The organism is Nocardioides sp. (assembly GCF_036274455.1).
Taxonomy (GTDB): domain Bacteria; phylum Actinomycetota; class Actinomycetes; order Propionibacteriales; family Nocardioidaceae; genus Nocardioides.
The window spans coordinates 1-18282 of record NZ_DASUFR010000200.1; the positions used below are offsets into that span (position 1 = coordinate 1).

At 70.5% G+C, this 18282-nt stretch carries 19 protein-coding genes; 10 read left to right on the forward strand and 9 right to left on the reverse strand.

Annotated features, from left to right (window positions below; translation table 11 throughout):
* The 3 genes from VFV89_RS19780 to trxA all read left to right on the forward strand — a co-directional run.
* The coding region (locus VFV89_RS19780; RefSeq protein WP_329707691.1) for a hypothetical protein at window positions 1–256 on the forward strand (256 nt) is incomplete at its 5' end.
* A gap of 79 nt (window positions 257–335) precedes the next feature.
* A complete protein-coding gene (trxB, locus tag VFV89_RS19785; RefSeq protein ID WP_329707692.1) occupies window positions 336–1376 on the forward strand; it encodes a thioredoxin-disulfide reductase in 1041 nt (346 codons plus the stop codon).
* 107 nt (window positions 1377–1483) lie between these two features.
* Window positions 1484–1813, forward strand: coding sequence for a thioredoxin (trxA, locus tag VFV89_RS19790; RefSeq protein WP_329707705.1), 330 nt, complete (start codon window positions 1484–1486; stop codon window positions 1811–1813).
* Between the two features lie 60 nt (window positions 1814–1873).
* Here trxA and VFV89_RS19795 read toward each other — a convergent pair whose 3' ends face one another.
* Window positions 1874–2524 carry a GNAT family N-acetyltransferase gene (locus VFV89_RS19795; RefSeq protein ID WP_329707693.1) on the reverse strand — a complete coding sequence of 217 codons (651 nt, stop codon included), beginning with the start codon at window positions 2522–2524 and terminating at the stop codon, window positions 1874–1876.
* A gap of 167 nt (window positions 2525–2691) precedes the next feature.
* On the opposite strand from VFV89_RS19795, the gene VFV89_RS19800 reads away from it, so the two are divergent.
* On the forward strand, window positions 2692–4008 hold the full coding sequence (locus VFV89_RS19800; RefSeq protein ID WP_329707694.1) for a PLP-dependent aminotransferase family protein: 1317 nt from the start codon (window positions 2692–2694) through the stop codon (window positions 4006–4008).
* Window positions 4009–4133: 125 nt separating this feature from the next.
* Here VFV89_RS19800 and VFV89_RS19805 read toward each other — a convergent pair whose 3' ends face one another.
* The 8 genes from VFV89_RS19805 to rpmH all read right to left on the reverse strand — a co-directional run bounded on the left by VFV89_RS19805 (window position 4134) and on the right by rpmH (window position 9568).
* A complete protein-coding gene (locus VFV89_RS19805; protein WP_329707695.1) occupies window positions 4134–5132 on the reverse strand; it encodes a ParB/RepB/Spo0J family partition protein in 999 nt (332 codons plus the stop codon).
* Window positions 5129–6073, reverse strand: a complete 945-nt coding sequence (locus VFV89_RS19810) for a ParA family protein (RefSeq protein WP_414690410.1) — start codon at window positions 6071–6073, stop codon at window positions 5129–5131. Before VFV89_RS19810 ends, VFV89_RS19805 begins: the two co-directional genes overlap by 4 nt.
* Before the next feature lie 280 nt (window positions 6074–6353).
* Window positions 6354–7010 carry a 16S rRNA (guanine(527)-N(7))-methyltransferase RsmG gene (rsmG, locus tag VFV89_RS19815; protein WP_329707696.1) on the reverse strand — a complete coding sequence of 219 codons (657 nt, stop codon included), beginning with the start codon at window positions 7008–7010 and terminating at the stop codon, window positions 6354–6356.
* 8 nt (window positions 7011–7018) lie between these two features.
* A complete protein-coding gene (locus VFV89_RS19820) occupies window positions 7019–7609 on the reverse strand; it encodes a protein jag (protein ID WP_414690411.1) in 591 nt (196 codons plus the stop codon).
* A complete protein-coding gene (gene yidC, locus VFV89_RS19825; RefSeq protein ID WP_414690412.1) occupies window positions 7606–8751 on the reverse strand; it encodes a membrane protein insertase YidC in 1146 nt (381 codons plus the stop codon). Before yidC ends, VFV89_RS19820 begins: the two co-directional genes overlap by 4 nt.
* Window positions 8752–8756: 5 nt before the next feature.
* A complete protein-coding gene (yidD, locus tag VFV89_RS19830) occupies window positions 8757–9014 on the reverse strand; it encodes a membrane protein insertion efficiency factor YidD (protein WP_329707697.1) in 258 nt (85 codons plus the stop codon).
* Entirely contained in the window at window positions 9011–9409 is a 399-nt protein-coding gene (gene rnpA / locus VFV89_RS19835) for a ribonuclease P protein component (protein ID WP_329707698.1), read from the reverse strand. The genes yidD and rnpA overlap by 4 nt, the downstream gene beginning before the upstream one ends.
* Window positions 9410–9430: 21 nt before the next feature.
* Window positions 9431–9568 carry a 50S ribosomal protein L34 gene (gene rpmH, locus VFV89_RS19840; protein ID WP_329707699.1) on the reverse strand — a complete coding sequence of 46 codons (138 nt, stop codon included), beginning with the start codon at window positions 9566–9568 and terminating at the stop codon, window positions 9431–9433.
* Window positions 9569–10194: 626 nt separating this feature from the next.
* Here rpmH and dnaA point away from each other — a divergent pair.
* From dnaA to gyrB, 6 genes are all read left to right on the forward strand, one after another.
* Window positions 10195–11685: a chromosomal replication initiator protein DnaA gene (dnaA, locus tag VFV89_RS19845; RefSeq protein ID WP_329707709.1), complete on the forward strand. Its 1491-nt coding sequence runs from the start codon at window positions 10195–10197 to the stop codon at window positions 11683–11685.
* Between the two features lie 365 nt (window positions 11686–12050).
* Window positions 12051–13202, forward strand: coding sequence for a DNA polymerase III subunit beta (gene dnaN, locus VFV89_RS19850; protein ID WP_329707700.1), 1152 nt, complete (start codon window positions 12051–12053; stop codon window positions 13200–13202).
* 60 nt (window positions 13203–13262) lie between these two features.
* Window positions 13263–14192 carry a phosphogluconate dehydrogenase (NAD(+)-dependent, decarboxylating) gene (gene gnd, locus VFV89_RS19855; RefSeq protein ID WP_329707701.1) on the forward strand — a complete coding sequence of 310 codons (930 nt, stop codon included), beginning with the start codon at window positions 13263–13265 and terminating at the stop codon, window positions 14190–14192.
* A 9-nt stretch (window positions 14193–14201) separates the two neighbouring features.
* Complete coding sequence (recF, locus tag VFV89_RS19860) at window positions 14202–15350, forward strand: DNA replication/repair protein RecF (RefSeq protein WP_329707702.1); 1149 nt, start codon at window positions 14202–14204, stop codon at window positions 15348–15350.
* Window positions 15343–15858 carry a DUF721 domain-containing protein gene (locus VFV89_RS19865; protein WP_329707703.1) on the forward strand — a complete coding sequence of 172 codons (516 nt, stop codon included), beginning with the start codon at window positions 15343–15345 and terminating at the stop codon, window positions 15856–15858. Before recF ends, VFV89_RS19865 begins: the two co-directional genes overlap by 8 nt.
* A gap of 251 nt (window positions 15859–16109) precedes the next feature.
* Window positions 16110–18236, forward strand: a complete 2127-nt coding sequence (gene gyrB / locus VFV89_RS19870; RefSeq protein ID WP_414690413.1) for a DNA topoisomerase (ATP-hydrolyzing) subunit B — start codon at window positions 16110–16112, stop codon at window positions 18234–18236.
* The last annotated feature ends 46 nt before the right edge of the window (window positions 18237–18282 follow it).

The following is an 18282-nucleotide window of genomic DNA, read 5'->3' on the forward strand; positions in this document are numbered from 1 at the left end:
CGAGGCGGTGCGCCCGCGGGCGACGGGCCACCGGGCCACCCGTGAAGGCGCCGCCCTGTCGCACAATGGCGACGTCGCGGGGCTCGAGCGGTGCGCGCCGGGGCCGTGGGGTGGGGGACGCTACGTGCGGGTCGCCTTCGGCGGTGAGTCCGGCTGGCTGGTCTACCGCGCGCCGCGCGGCGGCACCCAGGTCGTCGACCTGTTCCTGTGCGACACGGAGTCCCCCGAGCGGTCCGCGACCCTGCCCCTCGGGTGAACGACGCGTCCGGCACCACCCGGGAATGCGGCTCGCCTACGATCGGTTCTGTTCGTGTCACCCCCTACCGAGGAGCAGCATGTCCGACCAGCCCACTCACGAGCCCCGCAACGTCATCGTCATCGGCTCGGGCCCGGCCGGCTACACCGCCGCCCTCTACACCGCCCGCGCCGCGCTGCAGCCCCTCGTCTTCGAGGGCTCGGTGACCGCCGGCGGTGCGCTGATGAACACCACCGAGGTCGAGAACTTCCCGGGCTTCCGCGACGGCATCATGGGCCCGGCCCTGATGGACGAGATGCGCGCCCAGGCCGAGCGGTTCGGCGCCGAGCTGATCCCGGACGACGTGGTCGAGATCGACCTCACGGGTGATGTGAAGATCGTGAAGACCCACGACCAGACCTACACCGCGCGGGCGGTGATCCTGGCCATGGGCTCGGGCTACCGCAAGCTCGGCCTGCCCAACGAGGACCTCCTGTCCGGTCGCGGTGTCTCGTGGTGTGCGACCTGCGACGGCTTCTTCTTCCGCGAGCAGCACATCGCGGTCGTCGGTGGTGGCGACTCCGCCGTCGAGGAGGCGACGTTCCTCACCCGGTTCGGCTCCAAGGTGTCGATGATCGTGCGCCGCGACGAGCTGCGCGCGTCGAAGATCATGCAGGAGCGGGCCTTCGCCGACCCCAAGCTCGAGATCATCTGGAACTCCAAGGTCGACTCGATCAACGGCGACGACCGGCTGGAGTCGGTCACGCTCGAGGACACCGTCACCGGCGAGAAGCGCGTGCTCGACGTCACCGGGCTGTTCATCGCCATCGGCCACGACCCCCGCTCGGAGCTGCTGACCGGCCAGGTGGACCTCGACGACAACGGCTACGTCATCGTCGAGCACCCCTCGACACGCACCAACCTGACCGGCGTCTTCGCCGCCGGCGACCTCGTCGACCACCACTACCGGCAGGCCATCACCGCGGCCGGCACCGGCTGCGCCGCGGCTCTCGACGCCGAGCGCTACCTTGCCGAGCTGGCGCACGTCGGGGACCCTACGCAGGCCCAGGCGAGGGCTGACGCGGAGGCGGGCGAGGTCAGCGAGGTCGTGATGGAGCAGGCCCAGATCGCCGGAGCCTGAGCCCAGCCGCGCCACGGGAACATTCCGCACCGGTGTGCGGTTGGATGAGTCAGGCTTCCAGCTCGTCGGCCCGGTCTTGGGTCCGACCCCGACATGAAAGGTGACCCATCGTGGGACACATCGAGTCCGTGACCGACGCCGAGTTCGACGCGCAGGTCCTCAAGTCCGACAAGCCCGTCCTGGTGGACTTCTGGGCCGAGTGGTGCGGGCCGTGCAAGCAGGTCCAGCCGATCCTCGACGAGATCGCCACCCAGCACGGCGACAAGATCACCTTCCTCAAGATGAACGTCGACGAGAACCCCGTGACCCCCTCGTCCTACCGCGTGACCGGCATCCCGACCCTCAACGTCTACCAGAACGGCGAGGTCGTGAAGTCGATCGTCGGTGCCCGGCCCAAGGCCGCCCTGCTCAACGAGCTCTCCGACTACATCGCGTGACGCCGACGCTGGGACCCGACCACAGTTGTGGGTCGGGTCTCAGTGCATTTCTGGGCGTCTTCAGTTCAGGTCCCGATGCGTCATCCGGCCCTCCGCCGGGTGCGGCTTCACCGGGCGGACCGCCCCCACGAGCCGCTCGAGCGCAGCCTCCACCTCGTCCTTGAGCGAGATCGCAGCGCGCAGCTCCATCCTCATCCGCGGCGTGGCGCTGTGGGCGCGCAGCGTCTTGAACCCCACACTCCCCAGGAAGTCCGACGGGACCACGCAGCTCCCCCGGCGACCGGGGCCACGGGTGTCGCCGAAGGCCTCGACGGCCCTGATCCCGCCGCGCTTGATCAGGTCGCGCGCCATCCCCTGGACCAGCATCCGGCCCAGTCCGCCGCCGACGTGCTCGGGATGCACCCAGACGTTGGTCAGCAGCACGGCGTCCGGAGACACCGGTGCGGTCGGGAACGCCCCCGCCCCGGGCACGAACGCGTCGGGGGCGTAGATCAGGTAGCCGACCGGCCGGTCGTCGACGAGCGCGACCCGGCCGCACGACCCCCAGTCCCTGAGCACCTGGGAGACCCAGGCCTCCTTCTCCGTCGCGGCCTCGTCGGGACACACCCGGTCGCGGCTGACCGGGTCGAGCTGCCAGAACAGGCAGGTGCGGCACGGGCCGTCGAGCTCGGCGAGATGGTCGACGGTGAGCCGTACGACCTTGCGGGACATGACTCCAAACTACGCCGGTTCGTCACGGTTCGCCGCCCTAGGCGTCCAGGACTCCCTGACACTGGGCGGCGAGCGCCCCCGCCTTCCGCGTTCGAGGAGCCCATGTGACCCAGTCGGCGGTCATCGGGCGTGCAACCGCGTCCGGTGTCCCGCACACTTGGACCACCATGGACAGCACGCCGGCCAAGCCGCAGCACCGTCTCGACCCGTACGTCGACCGGTACGCCGCACGCACCGCCGGCATGACGGCCTCGGAGATCAGGGCCCTCTTCGCGGTCGCCTCGCGACCGGAGGTCGTCTCCCTCGCCGGCGGGATGCCCAACATCTCGGGGCTGCCGCTTGACGTGGTGAGCCGAGCGATCGGCGAGCTGGTCTTGCACCACGGGCCGGAGGCCATGCAGTACGGCTCCGGCCAGGGCGTGCCCGAGCTCCGTGAGCAGATCACCGCGGTGATGCGGCTCGAGGGGATCGTGGCGCACCCGGACGACGTGGTGGTGACCGTGGGCTCGCAGCAGGCGGTCGACCTGGTCACCCGGATCTTCTGCGACCCCGGAGACGTGGTCATCTGTGAGGCGCCGTCCTACGTCGGGGCGCTCGGGGTCTTCAAGGCCTACCAGTGCGACGTCGTGCACGCCGAGATGGACGCGGCTGGGCTGGTGCCCGAGGCGCTCCGCCAGGCGATCGCGACTACCCGGGCCGCCGGCAAGAAGATCAAGTTCCTCTACACGATCCCGAACTTCCACAACCCCGCCGGCGTGACGCTCAGCGCGGAGCGGCGCCCGGAGATCCTCGAGATCTGCCGGCGTGAGGACATCCTGGTCCTCGAGGACAACCCCTACGGCCTCCTCGGCTTCGACCGCGACCCGATGCGGGCGCTCCGGGCCGATGCGGCCGAGGGCGTCATCTACCTCGGCTCGTTCTCCAAGACCTTCGCGCCGGGGTTCCGCGTGGGCTGGGCGCTGGCGCCGCACACGGTGCGCGAGAAGCTTGTCCTGGCCCAGGAGTCGGCCACACTGTGTCCGCCGCAGTTCTCCCAGATGGCCGTCGCGGCCTACCTCTCCGCCCACGACTGGCAGGGTCAGATCAAGCAGTTCCGGGAGATGTACCGCGAGCGTCGCGACGCCATGGTCGACGCGCTGCAGGACCTGATGCCGGCCGCGTGTCGCTGGAACGTCCCGGACGGTGGCTTCTACGTCTGGCTCACCCTGCCGCCCGGTGTCGACGCCAAGGCGATGTTGCCCCGCGCGGTCACCGCTCGCGTCGCCTATGTCCCCGGCACCGCCTTCTTCGCCGACGGCTTCGGCTCGAGCGCCATGCGGCTGTCCTTCTGCTACCCGACCCCCGAGCGGATCCGTGAAGGAGTGCGTCGTCTGGCCGGGGTCATCGAGGCCGAGCTCGAGCTCCGGGCGACCTTCGACACCTATGCGCCGCCGCGGCTGATCGGGCTCCAGGGCTACGACGGGCCCAGCACCGACCTGACCTGAGGCGGCCGCCGTCTGTCGATCTAGACATTTGTCGCTTTGTCGACAAGGCGTCTTGTCGACAGCCTCGATCGAGTGTTTCCCCAGGTCAGCGCCGGTCCGCTCCGCAGCGGCCGTAGCCGGAACGGTCAGCTCGACTGATCCGTGGCGCGCGCTGGGTCGATGATGCCGACGATCCGGCGCAGGTCGTCGAGGCTGGCGAACTCGATGGTGACCTTGCCCTTCGCGCGGCCGAGGTCGACCTTGACCCGGGTCTCCAACCGGTCGGAGAGCCGGTCTGCCAGCTCGGCCAGCCCGGGCGCCGTGGGGGTGGGCCGCGCCACCCGGCGCACCCCGCTCGACCCGGTCTCCCCGACCGCCACGAGCTCCTCGAGGCCGCGCACGCTGATCCCCTCGGCGAGGACCCGCTGGGCCAGCCGGTCCTGGCGCTCAGGGTCCTCGACCGAGAGCAGGGACCGGGCGTGGCCGGCGGACAGCACGCCGGCCGCGACCTTCCGCTGGACCGCCGGGCTGAGCCGGAGCAGCCGGATCGTGTTGCTGATCTGCGGGCGGGAGCGGCCGATCCGGGTGGCCAGCTCGTCGTGGGTGCAGGCGAAGTCGTCGAGGAGCTGCTGGTAGGCCGAGGCCTCCTCCAGCGGGTTCAGCTGCGCACGGTGCAGGTTCTCCAGCAACGCATCACGCAGCATCGCGGTGTCCTCGGTGTCGCGGACGATCGCCGGGATCGTCGTCAGCCCGGCGAGCTGCACGGCCCGCCAGCGGCGCTCCCCCATCACCAGCTCATAGACGTCCTCGCCCTCGGTGGTCACGCCGGAAGGCCGCACCACGACCGGCTGCAACAGCCCCACCGCGCGGATCGAGTCGACGAGCTCCGCCATCGCCTCCTCGTCGAAGACCTGACGCGGCTGGGCCGCGTTCGGCCGGATCATGCCCACGGGCAGCTCGGCGAAGGTCGCGCCCTCGACCGGCGCGAGGCCGGGTCCGGTGTCGGCCTCGGTCACCGCCGGGTCGGCGCCCGGCTCGACGTCCGCCTGCACTCCCGGTGTGTCCGCGGTCGCCGGGCCCGTGGTCGGGATGAGCGAGCCCAGGCCGCGGCCGAGGCCGCGGCGTTGCGTCCGCGGGGAGTTCATGCCTGTCCTTCCTGGGGGCGGAGCCCCTTCTCGGCCAGCTCTCTCGCGGCGTCGAGATAGCTCATGGCCCCCGGAGAGCCCGGGTCGTACGTCATCACGGTCTGGCTGTACGACGGCGCCTCGGAGACCCGCACCGACCGCGGGATGAAGGTCTTGAGGACCTGGTCGCCGAAGTGCGCGCGCACCTCGTCCGCAACCCCGGCCGCGAGCCGGGTTCGGGCGTCGTACATCGTGATCAGGATCGCCGAGATCGCCAGTTCGGGGTTGAGGTGGGCTCGCACCATGTCCACCGTCGCCAGGAGCTGCCCGAGCCCCTCGAGCGCGTAGTACTCGGCCTGGATCGGGATCAGCAGCTCCTGGCCGGCCACGAGTGCGTTGATGGTGAGCAGACCCAACGAGGGTGGGCAGTCGATCAGGACGTAGTCGTAGCGGTCCTCCCCCGCCGTCGCCACGGACTCGCTGCTGATCCGCGGGTCGGCCTTCAGCACCTTGTGCAGCCGCTGCTCGCGGGCGACGACGCTGACCAGCTCGATCTCCGCGCCGGCGAGGTCGATGGTCGCCGGCACGACCTCGAGCCGCTCGACATCGGGGCAGGGGGTGACGACATCGGCCAGTTGCGCTCCGTCCACCAGGAGGTCATAGCTCGACGCCGTGCCACGGTGGTGCTCGACCGCCAGGGCCGTCGAGGCGTTGCCCTGAGGGTCCAGGTCGATGACGAGCACCCGCTGGCCGAACTGGGCCAACGCCGCGGCGACGTTCACCGTCGACGTCGTCTTGCCGACGCCGCCCTTCTGGTTGGCCACCACGAGCACACGCGTCGCCTCGGGGCGGGCCAGGGCCGGTCGCAGCCGGGCGCCCTGCCGGGCGAGCAACATGTGTTCGGCAGCCTGGGCCAGCGGGGTGGGCTCGTCGCCGTAAGGGTCGGCGAGGGAGGGTGTCACCTCACTGAGGTCGCGGACCCGGAGAAACGACGAGGGAACTTTTTCGTCGGCCGTTTCACCTGAAACCGACCCGTCGTCGGTCTTCACCGCGTCCGATGTTTCACGTGAAACCGCCTCGTCCTGCTCAGGCGTAGCCTGTGGATAACCGGTGCCATCCTGTGGACGGTCCCGCTCATCAAGTGCCCCTGACTCGGTGGATAACTCCCGGGACTGCCCCTCGGGAGAAGCCGAACTTTCAGTCACGCGACCAAGATCCCTTCACCGAGTTCAAGCCGTCACCCTAGCCGTGCGGTTGCCCATGGGCCACCCGGACCACGGTCGCTGTGGAGGACCCATCCGGACCGATCACGGTGAGCACCTCCGGGGTCGCGCAACGCAGCTTCCGGAGCTGCGCGCCGGCCGCCGCCACCTCGTCGGCGGCCGTGCTCCCCTTCATCGCCAGCAGCGCTCCGTGAGAGGCCACCAATGGCATCGCCCAGGTCAGCAGCCGGCCCAGGGGCGCCAGCGCACGTGCGGTCACGACGTCGTACGTCTCGCGGCCGTGGAGCTCCTCGGCGCGACCCCGGACCGTGACGACGTTGTCGAGCGACAGCGTGCCGATCACCTCATCGAGGAAGGTCACCCGCCGCTGCAGCGGCTCCACGAGGGTGATCCTCAGGTCGGGGCGCCCTATCGCGAGGACCAGCCCCGGCAAGCCGGCGCCGGAGCCGAGGTCGGCAACGGTCGCTGTCGATGGCACCACAGAGGAGAGCGCCAGACAGTTCAGGACATGCCGCTCCCACAGCCGCGGCGCCTCCCGGGGGCCGACCAGGCCGCGCTCGACCCCGTGAGAGGCGAGCAGCCCGACGTAGCGCTCCGCCAGCGGGAGCCGCTCCGAAGAGAACGCCCTCCGCGCCAGTTCCGGCGCGTAGGGCGTTTCACGTGAAACATCGGCCATGTCGTGGGTCAGACCGGCAGGACCACCACGAAGCGGCGTGGCTCGACGCCCTCCGACTCCGAGGTCAGTCCGGCCGCCGCCACCGCGTCGTGCACAACCTTGCGCTCGAACGGGGTCATCGGCTCCAGGGCGGCCGGCTCGCCGGTGTCCTTGACCTTGGCGACCGTCTCCTCGGCCAGCCGCTCGAGCTCGGCCCGCTTCTGCGCCCGGTAGCCGGAGATGTCGAGCATCAGTCGCGACCGCTCCCCGGTCTCGCGGTAGACCGCCAGTCGGGTCAGCTCCTGCAGCGCCTCGAGCACCTCGCCGTCCTCACCCACCAGCTGGCTCAACTCCGCGCCCACGATCGACACCGCCGCGCGGTCGCCCTCGACGTCCATGTCCAGGTCGCCGTCGAGATCCGCGATGTCCAGCAGCTCCTCGAGGTAGTCCGCCGCGATGTCCCCCTCGGACTCCAGCTGGTCGACGCGGGAGGACGAGGTCTCCCCCAACTCCTCGCCCCGCACCGCGGACTCCCCCGCCGCGTCAGGTTCACCTTGCTCATCAGGAGCCTCGACCGCCTCGGTCTCGGGGTCGTAGGTCTCGTCCGTCTGCTCGCTCACTGCTGCTTCCCGTTCCTCCGGTCGTTCTGGCTGCGCTGGTTGCCGCTGGGGCTTCGCGCTCCGCTCTTGCCTGAGCCGCCCGCAGGCTTGTTCTGGCCGCCCGCGGACTTGCCGGCGCCGCCACCGGCCTTGCCCTGGCCACCCGCCGGCTTGCTCTGGCGCTGGCTCTTGCTCTGCCGCTTCGGCTGCTGCCGCTGAGCCGGCCGCCGGTCGGACTCGGGCGGCGCATCGGTCGGCTGGGTCGTCCCCGCCGTCTCATCGCCGGCGACGGAACCACCCTCGTCACCGTGGGCCGCGGCCTTCTTGGCGTCGCGCTCGGCCTTGAGCCGCGCCGCCTCGGTGCCCGGGGCCGGGTTGTTGCGGATCACGTAGAACTGCTGGCCCATCGTCCACAGGTTCGACGTGGTCCAGTAGAGGAGCACGCCGATCGGGAAGGCGATGCCACCGACCGCGAACACCACGGGCAGGACGTAGAGCAGTAGCTTCTGCTGCTGTGCATAGGGGCCGGTCAGCGCGTCGGCGGGCATGTTCTTCGCCATCAGCTGGCGCTGGGTGGTGAACGTCGTCGCCGTCATCGCCAGGACCAGGATCGCCGCGATGACCTGGACAGCCACGATCCCCTGGGAGTCGGTGAACGACGCCGCCAGCGGGATCTTCCCGAACAGCTTCGCATCACCGAACTGCTGCGCCTGGGCCTCGGTCATGAAGCCGTGCGCGGTGCCGTGCTTGGCGGCCTGGTCGATCAACCGGAAGAGCGCCAGGAAGATCGGCATCTGCAGGATGATCGGCAGGCACGAGGCGAACGGGTTGGTCCCCGAGTCCTTGTAGAGCTTCATCGTCTCCTGGGCGAGACGCTCCCGGTCGTGGCCGTACTTCTTCTGCAGCTCCTTGACCTTCGGCTGGATCAGCTGCATGTTCCGACTGGCCTTGATCTGCTTGACGAACAGCGGGATCAGCGCGGCCCGCACGACCAGGGTCAGGCCGATGATCGACAGCCCCCAGGCAGCCCCGCCGGCCGGGTCCATGCCGATCCGGCTGAAGAGCCAGTGCCAGGCCAGCAGCAGTCCCGAGATCGCGTAGTAGAGCGGCGTCAGGATGTAGTGGCCGATGGTCCCCAAAGGTCCCAGGATGAGTGATGACACGGGATTCAGGTTCTCCCTCTGTGGACCTGTGTGGACAACGAGTCGGTGGTGCGCTTCGGCACCGGGTCGTAGCCGCCGGCCGCCCAGGGGTGGCACCGGGCCAGCCGCCGGATCGCCAGCCAGCCGCCGCGGATGCTGCCGTGCTCGGTCACGGCCTCGAGCGCGTACGCCGAACAGCTCGGGTGGTAGCGGCAGACCTGCCCGTAGAGCGGGCTGATCAGGAACCGATAGGCACGCAGCAGCCCGATCAAGACGTACTTCACGGCTCTGCCCTCGTCCCGGCCCCGGTCGCGGCCCCGGCCCGGGTGGCCTGCGGGGCGGTGGCGACCCTGCGAAGAGAACGGGTGAGCTCCGCCTCGAGTTCCGCACTCGACATCGAGGCGGTTGCGGGCAACGCCCGCACGACGACGGTGGACGAGGGTGGCAATGTCGTCATGTGATTCTTGACAAGATGGCGCAACCGACGCTTCACCCGGTTGCGGACCACCGCGCCCCCGACGGTCTTGCCGACCACGAAGCCGACCTGGGGAGAACCGGCCGGCTCAGCCCCGGCGTCGAGCAGGTGCACGACCAGGGCAGCCCCACCGGCGCGCCGGCCCGACCTCACGGTGCGCCGGAAGGCGTCGGTGTGGCGCAACCGCTGACCGGCGGCGAGCACGGGACGGGAGGTCCGGCTCGCTCAGACCGCGAGGCTCTTGCGGCCCTTGCGGCGGCGCGAGGAGATGATGGCGCGACCGGCGCGGGTGCGCATGCGCAGACGGAACCCGTGCACCTTGTGGCGACGACGGTTGTTCGGCTGGTAGGTCCGCTTGCTCACGGGTTTCTCTTCCGGTTGGGGCGACAGGTCTGCTGGTCAGCTGGCTGGTCGGCGCGGGCGTCCCGGCGCACACCGGACGCGTGAGGAGGCTGCACGACACGGCCGCTGACCGATCAACGGTACGCGGTCGGCTGACACAGGGTCAAACCGGCGCCGCCGATGTGGCAGCGCTCCGCCCGGGTCGGAATCCACAGCCCGGGGGACGCTCGCGCAATTGGCTGGGACGGCCTGTGGAGAACCGCTTGTGCGGGCCGCTGGAAGGGGGTTAGGTTCGGCACTCACCGAGGTTTCCCTGCCGCCCCTGCAGACCGGGGGGTGCGTCTCGGTCCGGTTGCCCGCCGACCGCCACAACGCTCGGCCACTGACCCTGTTCCCCCGACCGCGCCCAGCCCGCGCACCGGGGTGCACAGCCTGTGGAGAATGCTGTGGAGAGCCGGCGGTGTCGCCATGTGAAGACGGCATGTGAAGACGGCATGTGAACACGCCCTGTGTACACCTCATGTGAACATCCGCAACGGACCCTGACAGCAGCCGAGCTCCGGGCCCGCCGCACCAGCAGTGGGAGAAGGCGAGACCACCCCGTGCAACAGACCGACCCCGAGCTCACCGACGCCTGGCAGTCCGTCATGGACACGATCGCGCCGGGGCAACCCAACCGGGCGCTTCTCTCCACCTGCGACCCGGTGACCGTCCACGATGAGCTGGCGATCATCGCCGTCCCCGACGAGTTCACCCGGACCCAGGTCGAGGGCCGGCTGCGGGTCGAGATCGAGGGGGCGCTGAGCGACCGCTACGGCCGCAAGATCGGCCTGGGCACCACCATCAACCCCGCCCTGGTGACCGATCCGCCGGACGGGGAGCCGCGTGACCGGGTGCCGGGCGCCGTCTCGGGAGTCGTCCACGACCGCATCGATTCATCGATTGATCACCTTGGCGACATGTCGACAATCGAGCCGCTGGCGTCCGTGCTGCCGCATTCCGGCTCGGCCATCGACCAGCCGGCGTCGCCGGTTCTCCACCCGGAGCCCCCTGAGTACCACGACATCGACCTGAGGCCCGGCCGGCCCGGCGCCGCGCACGAGGCGCGGCTCAACCCCAAGTACACCTTCGAGACCTTCGTCATCGGCTCCTCCAACAGGTTCCCGCACGCAGCCGCCGTCGCGGTCGCCGAGGCTCCGGGCAAGGCCTACAACCCACTGCTGGTCTACGGCGAGTCCGGCCTCGGCAAAACCCACCTCCTCCACGCGATCGGCCACTACGTCCGAAGCCTCTACACCGGCGCGAAGGTGCGCTACGTGTCGAGCGAGGAGTTCACCAACGAATTCATCAACGCGATCCGCGACGACAAGCAGGACGGGTTCAAGCGGCGCTACCGCGATGTGGACGTGCTCCTGATCGACGACATCCAGTTCCTGGAGGGCAAGACCCAGACCCAGGAAGAGTTCTTCCACACCTTCAACACCCTCCACAACGCCAACAAGCAGATCGTGCTGACCTCCGACCGCGCCCCGAAGCGGCTCGAGGCGCTCGAGGACCGGCTCCGCAACCGGTTCGAGTGGGGGCTGATCACCGACGTCCAGCCGCCGGACCTCGAGACCAGGATCGCGATCCTGCGCAAGAAGGCCGCCATGGACCGGCTGACGGCGCCCCCGGACGTCCTGGAGTTCATCGCCTCCAAGATCCAGACCAACATCCGCGAGCTCGAGGGCGCTCTGATCCGGGTCACGGCGTTCGCCAACCTCAACCGGCAGGAGGTCGACATGACGCTCGCCGAGATCGTGCTCAAGGACCTCATCCCCGAGGGCGGCGAGCCCGAGATCACCGCTGGGCTGATCATCGCCCAGACCGCGGCCTACTTCGGCGTCTCCATCGACGAGCTGTGCGGCCCGAGCCGCGGCCGGCACCTGGTGATGGCCCGCCAGATCGCGATGTACCTGTGCCGCGAGCTCACCGGGCTCTCGCTGCCCAAGATCGGCGCCCAGTTCGGCAACCGCGACCACACGACCGTGATGTACGCCGACCGCAAGATCAACCAGCTGCTCGCCGAGCGGCGCGCGGTCTTCAACCAGGTCAGCGAGCTGACCAGCCGGGTCAAGGCCGCCGCGCGCCAGGCCTGAGCGGCTCGGCGGAGTGCTGTCGTGAGCCTGTGGAGAACCACCCTCCCGGGGTTCGAACTACACGGGGAGGATCTGCGGATCCGCCGCGCTGCGTCTCCACCGCCCGGGGCACCGTCCACACCCTCGCCGCCGGCGGCCGGACTTCATCCACACCCGTCGTGCACAGCGACGTCGGCCTCCCACCTGCGCCGATGCGTCCACTCCACAGATCGCACAGTGCCTACTACGACTCCTGATCTCTACACGGGACGATGGACCGTGGAACTCCGCTCGACGCCCACCCTGTGGAACACCCCCCGGCATGGCAGGATTCGATCCACCCGTCGCCACCACCCGACACCCGAGCCCGCAGAGGATCCCCAATCGTGAAGTTCCGCGTCGAACGCGACGTGCTCGCGGATGCCGTCGCCTGGGCAGCGCGCAGCCTGCCGGTTCGCCCCAGTGTCCCGGTCCTCGCCGGGCTCCTGATCGAGGCCAGCCACGAGGGGCTCGTCCTCTCCACCTTCGACTACGAGACCTCCGCGCGGGCGACGCTCCAGGCCGAGGTGGCCGACGAGGGGCGCGCCCTGGTCAGTGGCCGGCTGCTGGCCGACATCTGCCGCAGCCTCCCCGACAAGCCGGTCGAGATGATCACCGACGGTGCCCGGGTCTCGCTGACCTGCGGCTCGGCCAGGTTCAGCCTGCAGACCATGCCGGTCGAGGACTACCCGACGCTGCCCGACATGCCGGCCGCCACCGGCACCGTCCCGAGCGAGGCCTTCGCCCACGCGGTGAGCCAGGCCGTCACCGCGGCCGGCCGTGACGACATGCTCCCGGTCCTCACCGGCGTCCGGATCGAGATCGACGGCTCGACGATCTCGCTGCTGGCCACCGACCGGTTCCGGCTGTCCCACCGCGAGCTCAGCTGGGACCCCCGCACCCCCGACGACACCCTGGCCGCCCTGGTCCCGGCCAAGGTCCTCGGCGACACCGCCCGCTCCCTCACCAGCGGCACCGAGGTGACCATCGCGCTGGCGACCTCGGGCGCGGGGGAGGGGATCATCGGCTTCGAGGGTGCGGCGGCCGGCGGCACCCGGCGTACGACCACCCGGCTCCTCGACGGCGAGTTCCCGAAGGTCCGCAGCCTCTTCCCGACCGAACACCTGACCGTCGCCAAGGTGCGCAAGCAGGACCTCATCGAGTCCGTACGCCGCGTCTCGCTGGTCGCCGAGCGCAACACCGCGGTCCAGCTGGCGTTCGCCGACGGCCAGCTCACCCTCGATGCGGGCTCCGGTGACGAGGCGCAGGCGTCGGAGGCCATCGAGGCCGAGATCGACGGCGAGCCGATCACGACCGGGTTCAACCCGCAGTTCCTGCTCGACGGCCTGACCGTGATCGACGAGGACGTCGTGGAGCTCGCCTTCACCCAGTCGTCCAAGCCGGTCGTCATCAGCGGGGCACGCGACGGGGCCAGCGACAGCGGGAACGACGGCCCGGCGTTCCGCTACCTGCTCATGCCGCGCCGCCTGCTGTCCTGACCCGCGGCCGCGCGGGTACCGGAGCGGGTCCACCAGAAGCTGCCAGGAGGGAGTTCTCGGATGCACATCGGTCTCGTGGGGCTGGGGAAGATGGGCGGCAACATGCGCACTCGGCTGCGCAACGCCGGCCACACGGTGGTCGGGTACGACCGCAACCCGGAGCTCGCCGACGTCGGCAGCCTCACCGACATGGTCGCGGCCCTGCCGGGGCCGGACGGTGGCGCGCGGGTGGTGTGGGTGATGGTGCCCGCCGGTGACCCGACCCGCGACACCATCAAGGAGCTAGGTGAGCTGCTCGGCGAGGGCGACCTGGTCGTCGACGGCGGCAACTCCAAGTGGACCGACGACCAGGCGAACGCCGCGATGCTCGGCGAGAAGGGCATCGGCTTCGTCGACTGCGGTGTCTCGGGCGGGGTCTGGGGGCTGGAGAACGGCTACGCGCTGATGTGCGGCGGCTCCGACGACGACGTCGCCAAGGTGCAGCCGGCCCTCGACGCGCTGCGTCCCGAGGGCGATCACGGCTTCGTGCACGCCGGCCAGGCGCCCGGCGCCGGCCACTTCGCCAAGATGGTCCACAACGGCATCGAGTACGCCATGATGCAGGCCTACGCCGAGGGCTGGGAGCTGCTCGAGAAGGTCGACATCGTCGACAACGTCACCGAGGTCTTCGACTCCTGGCGGGCCGGCACCGTGATCCGCTCGTGGCTCCTCGACCTGCTGGTCGCCGCCCTCGAGGAGGATGCGCACCTCGAGAAGATCGCCGGGTACGCCGAGGACTCCGGCGAGGGCCGATGGACCGTCGAGGCGGCGATCGACAACGCGGTCCCGATGAACGTCATCGCGGCCTCGCTGTTCGCGCGGTTCACCTCGCGGCAGGACGACAGCCCCGCGATGAAGGCGATCGCCGCGATGCGCAACCAGTTCGGCGGCCACGCCACCCGCACCGAGGCCCCGGCCGGCGGCGACGTCGGGCCCGCCAACCCCGCATAGAATCCTGCCTTGCACGTTGCCCACCTGAGCCTCCACGACTTCCGGTCCTACGCCACCGCCGAGGTGCCGCTCGAGCCGGGCGCGACGGCGTTCATCGGCCGCAACGGGCAGGGCAAGACCAACCTGGTCGAGGCCATCGACTACCTCTCCCGGCTCGCCTCGCACCGGGTGGCCACCGACGCGCCCCTGGTGCGCTCGGGCGCCGATCGGGCCGTGGTGCGCGCCGCGGTGGTCAAGGAGGGCCGCACGGCGGTGCTCGAGGTGGAGCTGAACCCCGGCCGCGCCAACCGGGCGCGTGTCAACAAGTCGACATTGACCCGCACCCGGGACCTGATCGGCCTCGTCCGCACCGTCGTGTTCTCACCGGAGGACCTCTCGCTGGTCAAGGGCGATCCGTCGGAGCGGCGCCGGTTCCTCGACGACCTCGTCGTGCTCCGTACGCCGCGGCTGGCCGGGACCCGCGCGGACTACGACCGGGTGCTCAAGCAGCGCAACTCGCTGCTCAAGACGGCCGGGCCGGCCCGCGGCTCCGCGCGCCAGGGGGCCCTCGCCACCCTCGCGGTGTGGGACGAGCAGCTCGCCCGGCACGGCGCGGAGCTGCTCGAGGCCCGGCTGGCGCTCGTCGACGACCTGCGACCCTATGTCGGGAAGGCCTACGAGACCGTGGCCCGGGGAGCCTCGCGGGACGACGCCGAGCTCGAGTACCGCTCGTCGGTCCCGCTGGAGGGACCGTTGCCGCAGGCGATCCTCGACGAGCTGGCTCGCCGGCAGCGCGAGGAGCTCGACCGGGGCCTCTCCCTGGCCGGGCCGCACCGCGACGACGTCCTGCTCTGGCTGGGCCACGGCGCGACCCCGGACGCGGCCGACGGAGGGCGGCTCCCGGTGAAGGGATACGCCTCGCACGGCGAGTCGTGGTCGTTCGCTCTGGCGCTCAAGCTGGCGTCCTACGACCTGCTCCGGGCCGACGGCGACGACCCGATCCTCATCCTCGACGATGTCTTCGCCGAGCTCGACAGCGAGCGCCGGGCCCAGCTCGCCGACCTGGTCGCGGGAGCCGAGCAGGTCCTGGTCACCGCGGCAGTTCCAGAGGACGTGCCGGCCACGCTGGCCGGCACCCGGTTCGTCGTCGCCGGCGGGGAGGTGACCCGCGATGGCTGAAGGCCCCGACACCCCCCACCGCGACGACGGCCTCGATCTGGCCCGCCAGCAGGCCCGGGCCGCCGCGAGCTCAGGACCGGCCGTACGCCGGCGCCGGGCGAAGCGTGACAGCGCACCCCGCGCCGCCTCCGCGGCGACGAGCTCCGACGACCGCGACCCGCAGCTCATCGGCGACCAGGTCGACCGGCTGGTGGCCGAGCGCGGGTGGGACCTCGAGCTGCGGGTGCGCGGCGTCTTCGCCCGCTGGCCGGAGCTGGTCGGCGCCGAGGTGGGCGCCCACTGCACACCGGAGACCTTCGCGGAGGGAAAGCTCGTCGTCCGGACCGACTCGACCGCCTGGGCCACCCAGCTCACGCTGCTCGCGCCCGCGCTCGTACGCCGCCTCAACGAGGAGCTCGGCGAGGGCACCGTCACCCTCATCGACGTGCTCGGGCCGCACCTGCCGACCGGGGGCAGGGGTCGGCTGCGCACCCGCGACAGCCGCGGGCCGCGCGACACCTACGGCTGACCGGGGCTGCCCGAGGGCGCCACAGCGCTCGGGGCCGATGCCGGGCGGGGCGGATCAGCCGATCTGGCAGCCTCGCGGCCATATGGGGACATGGGCGGCCCCCTCCGCGGCGCTCTCGGCGCCCTTCCCGCGACTCTGTGGGCCATTTCCACAGGCGACGCCCCCCTTTCCACAGGGGGGGTGCGTGGAATACGGCCTTCTGACCGGTATCATGGACAACGGGTCGTCCCGACAGCTGGGCGGCCCGCTCCATGTGTAGAGCGCCATGTCAACACCGCAGCCGAAGGCCGCAAGAAGGGGTGCCCGTGTCCCAGATCAGTCCTCCGGAGCCCCCCAACGGCGTCGAGTACGACGCCAACGCGATCCAGGTCCTCGAGGGGCTCGAGGCGGTCCGCAAGCGCCCCGGCATGTACATCGGCTCCACCGGTGAGCGCGGCCTGCACCACCTCATCTGGGAGATCGTCGACAACGCGGTCGACGAGGCCCTGGCCGGCTACTGCGACCGCATCGTCCTGACCCTGACCGCCGACGGCGCGATCCGTGTCGAGGACAACGGCCGCGGCATCCCGACCGACACCGCCGCGGGCCAGGAGCTGCCGGCCGTGACCATCGCGCTGACCCAGCTGCACGCGGGCGGCAAGTTCGGCGGCGGTGGCTACAAGGTCTCCGGTGGCCTGCACGGCGTCGGCGTATCGGTGGTCAACGCCCTCTCCAGCCGCCTGGTGGTCGAGGTCAAGAACCGCGGCCACCTGTGGCGGCAGTCCTTCAGCCTCGGCGACCCGGACGGGCCGCTGGAGGAGGTGCGGCCGCTCGAGGGGGGCGAGGACACCGGGACCACGGTCACCTACTGGGCCTCGAGCGACATCTTCGAGACCACGACCTACTCCCTCGAGACGATCACCACCCGGATCCGCGAGTACGCCTTCCTCAACAAGGGGCTCGAGATCGTCGTGCGCGACGAGCGCGAGGACGCCGGCGCGATCGCGGACGCCGTCCAGGACGACACCATCGCCAACGCCCTCGATGCCGCCGGCGCGGACGCGATCCACCGGGCGGCCGGCGGCGGCAGCGAGCAGGTCTTCAAGTACGACCGCGGCCTGGTCGACTACGTCGAGCACCTCAACAAGGCCAAGCAGCCGGCCAACCCGACGATCATCGCCTTCGAGGCCGAGACCCCCGAGGACTCCGAGGGCCACATGAGCCTCGAGGTGGCGATGCAGTGGAACACCACCTTCACCGAGTCGGTGCACACCTTCGCCAACACGATCAACACCCACGAGGGCGGCACCCACGAGGAAGGCTTCCGGGCCGCGCTCACCTCCCTGGTCAACCGGTGGGGTGATGAGTGGGGGCTGATCAAGAAGGCCGAGGACCGCGTCTCCGGCGACGACATCCGCGAGGGGCTCACCGCGATCATCTCGATCAAGCTCGAGGAGCCGCAGTTCGAGGGCCAGACCAAGACCAAGCTGGGCAACACCGAGGCCAAGGGCCTCGTGCAGCGGGTGGTCAACGACCAGCTCGGCGCGTGGTTCGAGCAGAACCCCGCCGAGGGCAAGGACATCGTCCGCAAGGCCCAGGCCGCCCAGCAGGCGCGGATCGCCGCCCGCAAGGCGCGCGACCTGGCGCGCAGCCGCAAGGGGCTCCTCGGAGGTGGCGGGCTGCCCGGCAAGCTGGCCGACTGCCAGTCGACCAACCCCGAGGAGTGCGAGGTCTTCATCGTCGAGGGCGACTCGGCCGGGGGCTCGGCCAAGTCCGGCCGGGACCCCAAGATCCAGGCGATCCTCCCGATCCGCGGCAAGATCCTCAACGTCGAGAAGGCGCGCATCGACAAGGTGCTCGCCAACACCGAGGTCCAGGCGATCATCAGCGCCCTGGGCACCGGCATCCACGACGAGTTCGACATCGACAAGCTGCGCTACCACAAGATCGTGCTGATGGCCGACGCCGACGTCGACGGCCACCACATCAACACGCTGCTGCTCACGCTGCTGTTCCGGTTCATGCCGCAGCTGATCGAGAACGGCTTCGTCTACATGGCCCAGCCGCCGCTGTACCGCTTGCGCTGGAACAAGCCGCACGAGCACGAGTTCGTGTACTCCGACGCCGAGCGCGACGCCCTGGTGCGCGACGGCCAGGAGGCCGGCAAGAAGCTGCCCAAGGACATGCCGGTTCAGCGCTACAAGGGTCTCGGCGAGATGAACGCCGACGAGCTGTGGGAGACCACGATGGACCCCGACCAGCGACTGCTCCTCCAGGTCGGCCTCGAGGACGCCGCGCGCGCCGACGAGATGTTCTCGGTGCTGATGGGCGAGGACGTCGAGCAGCGCCGGTCCTTCATCCAGCGCAACGCAAAAGACGTGCGGTTCTTGGACATCTAGCTCTACCGGGTGGTCGAGCCTGTCGAGACCACCCACAACCTCCGTC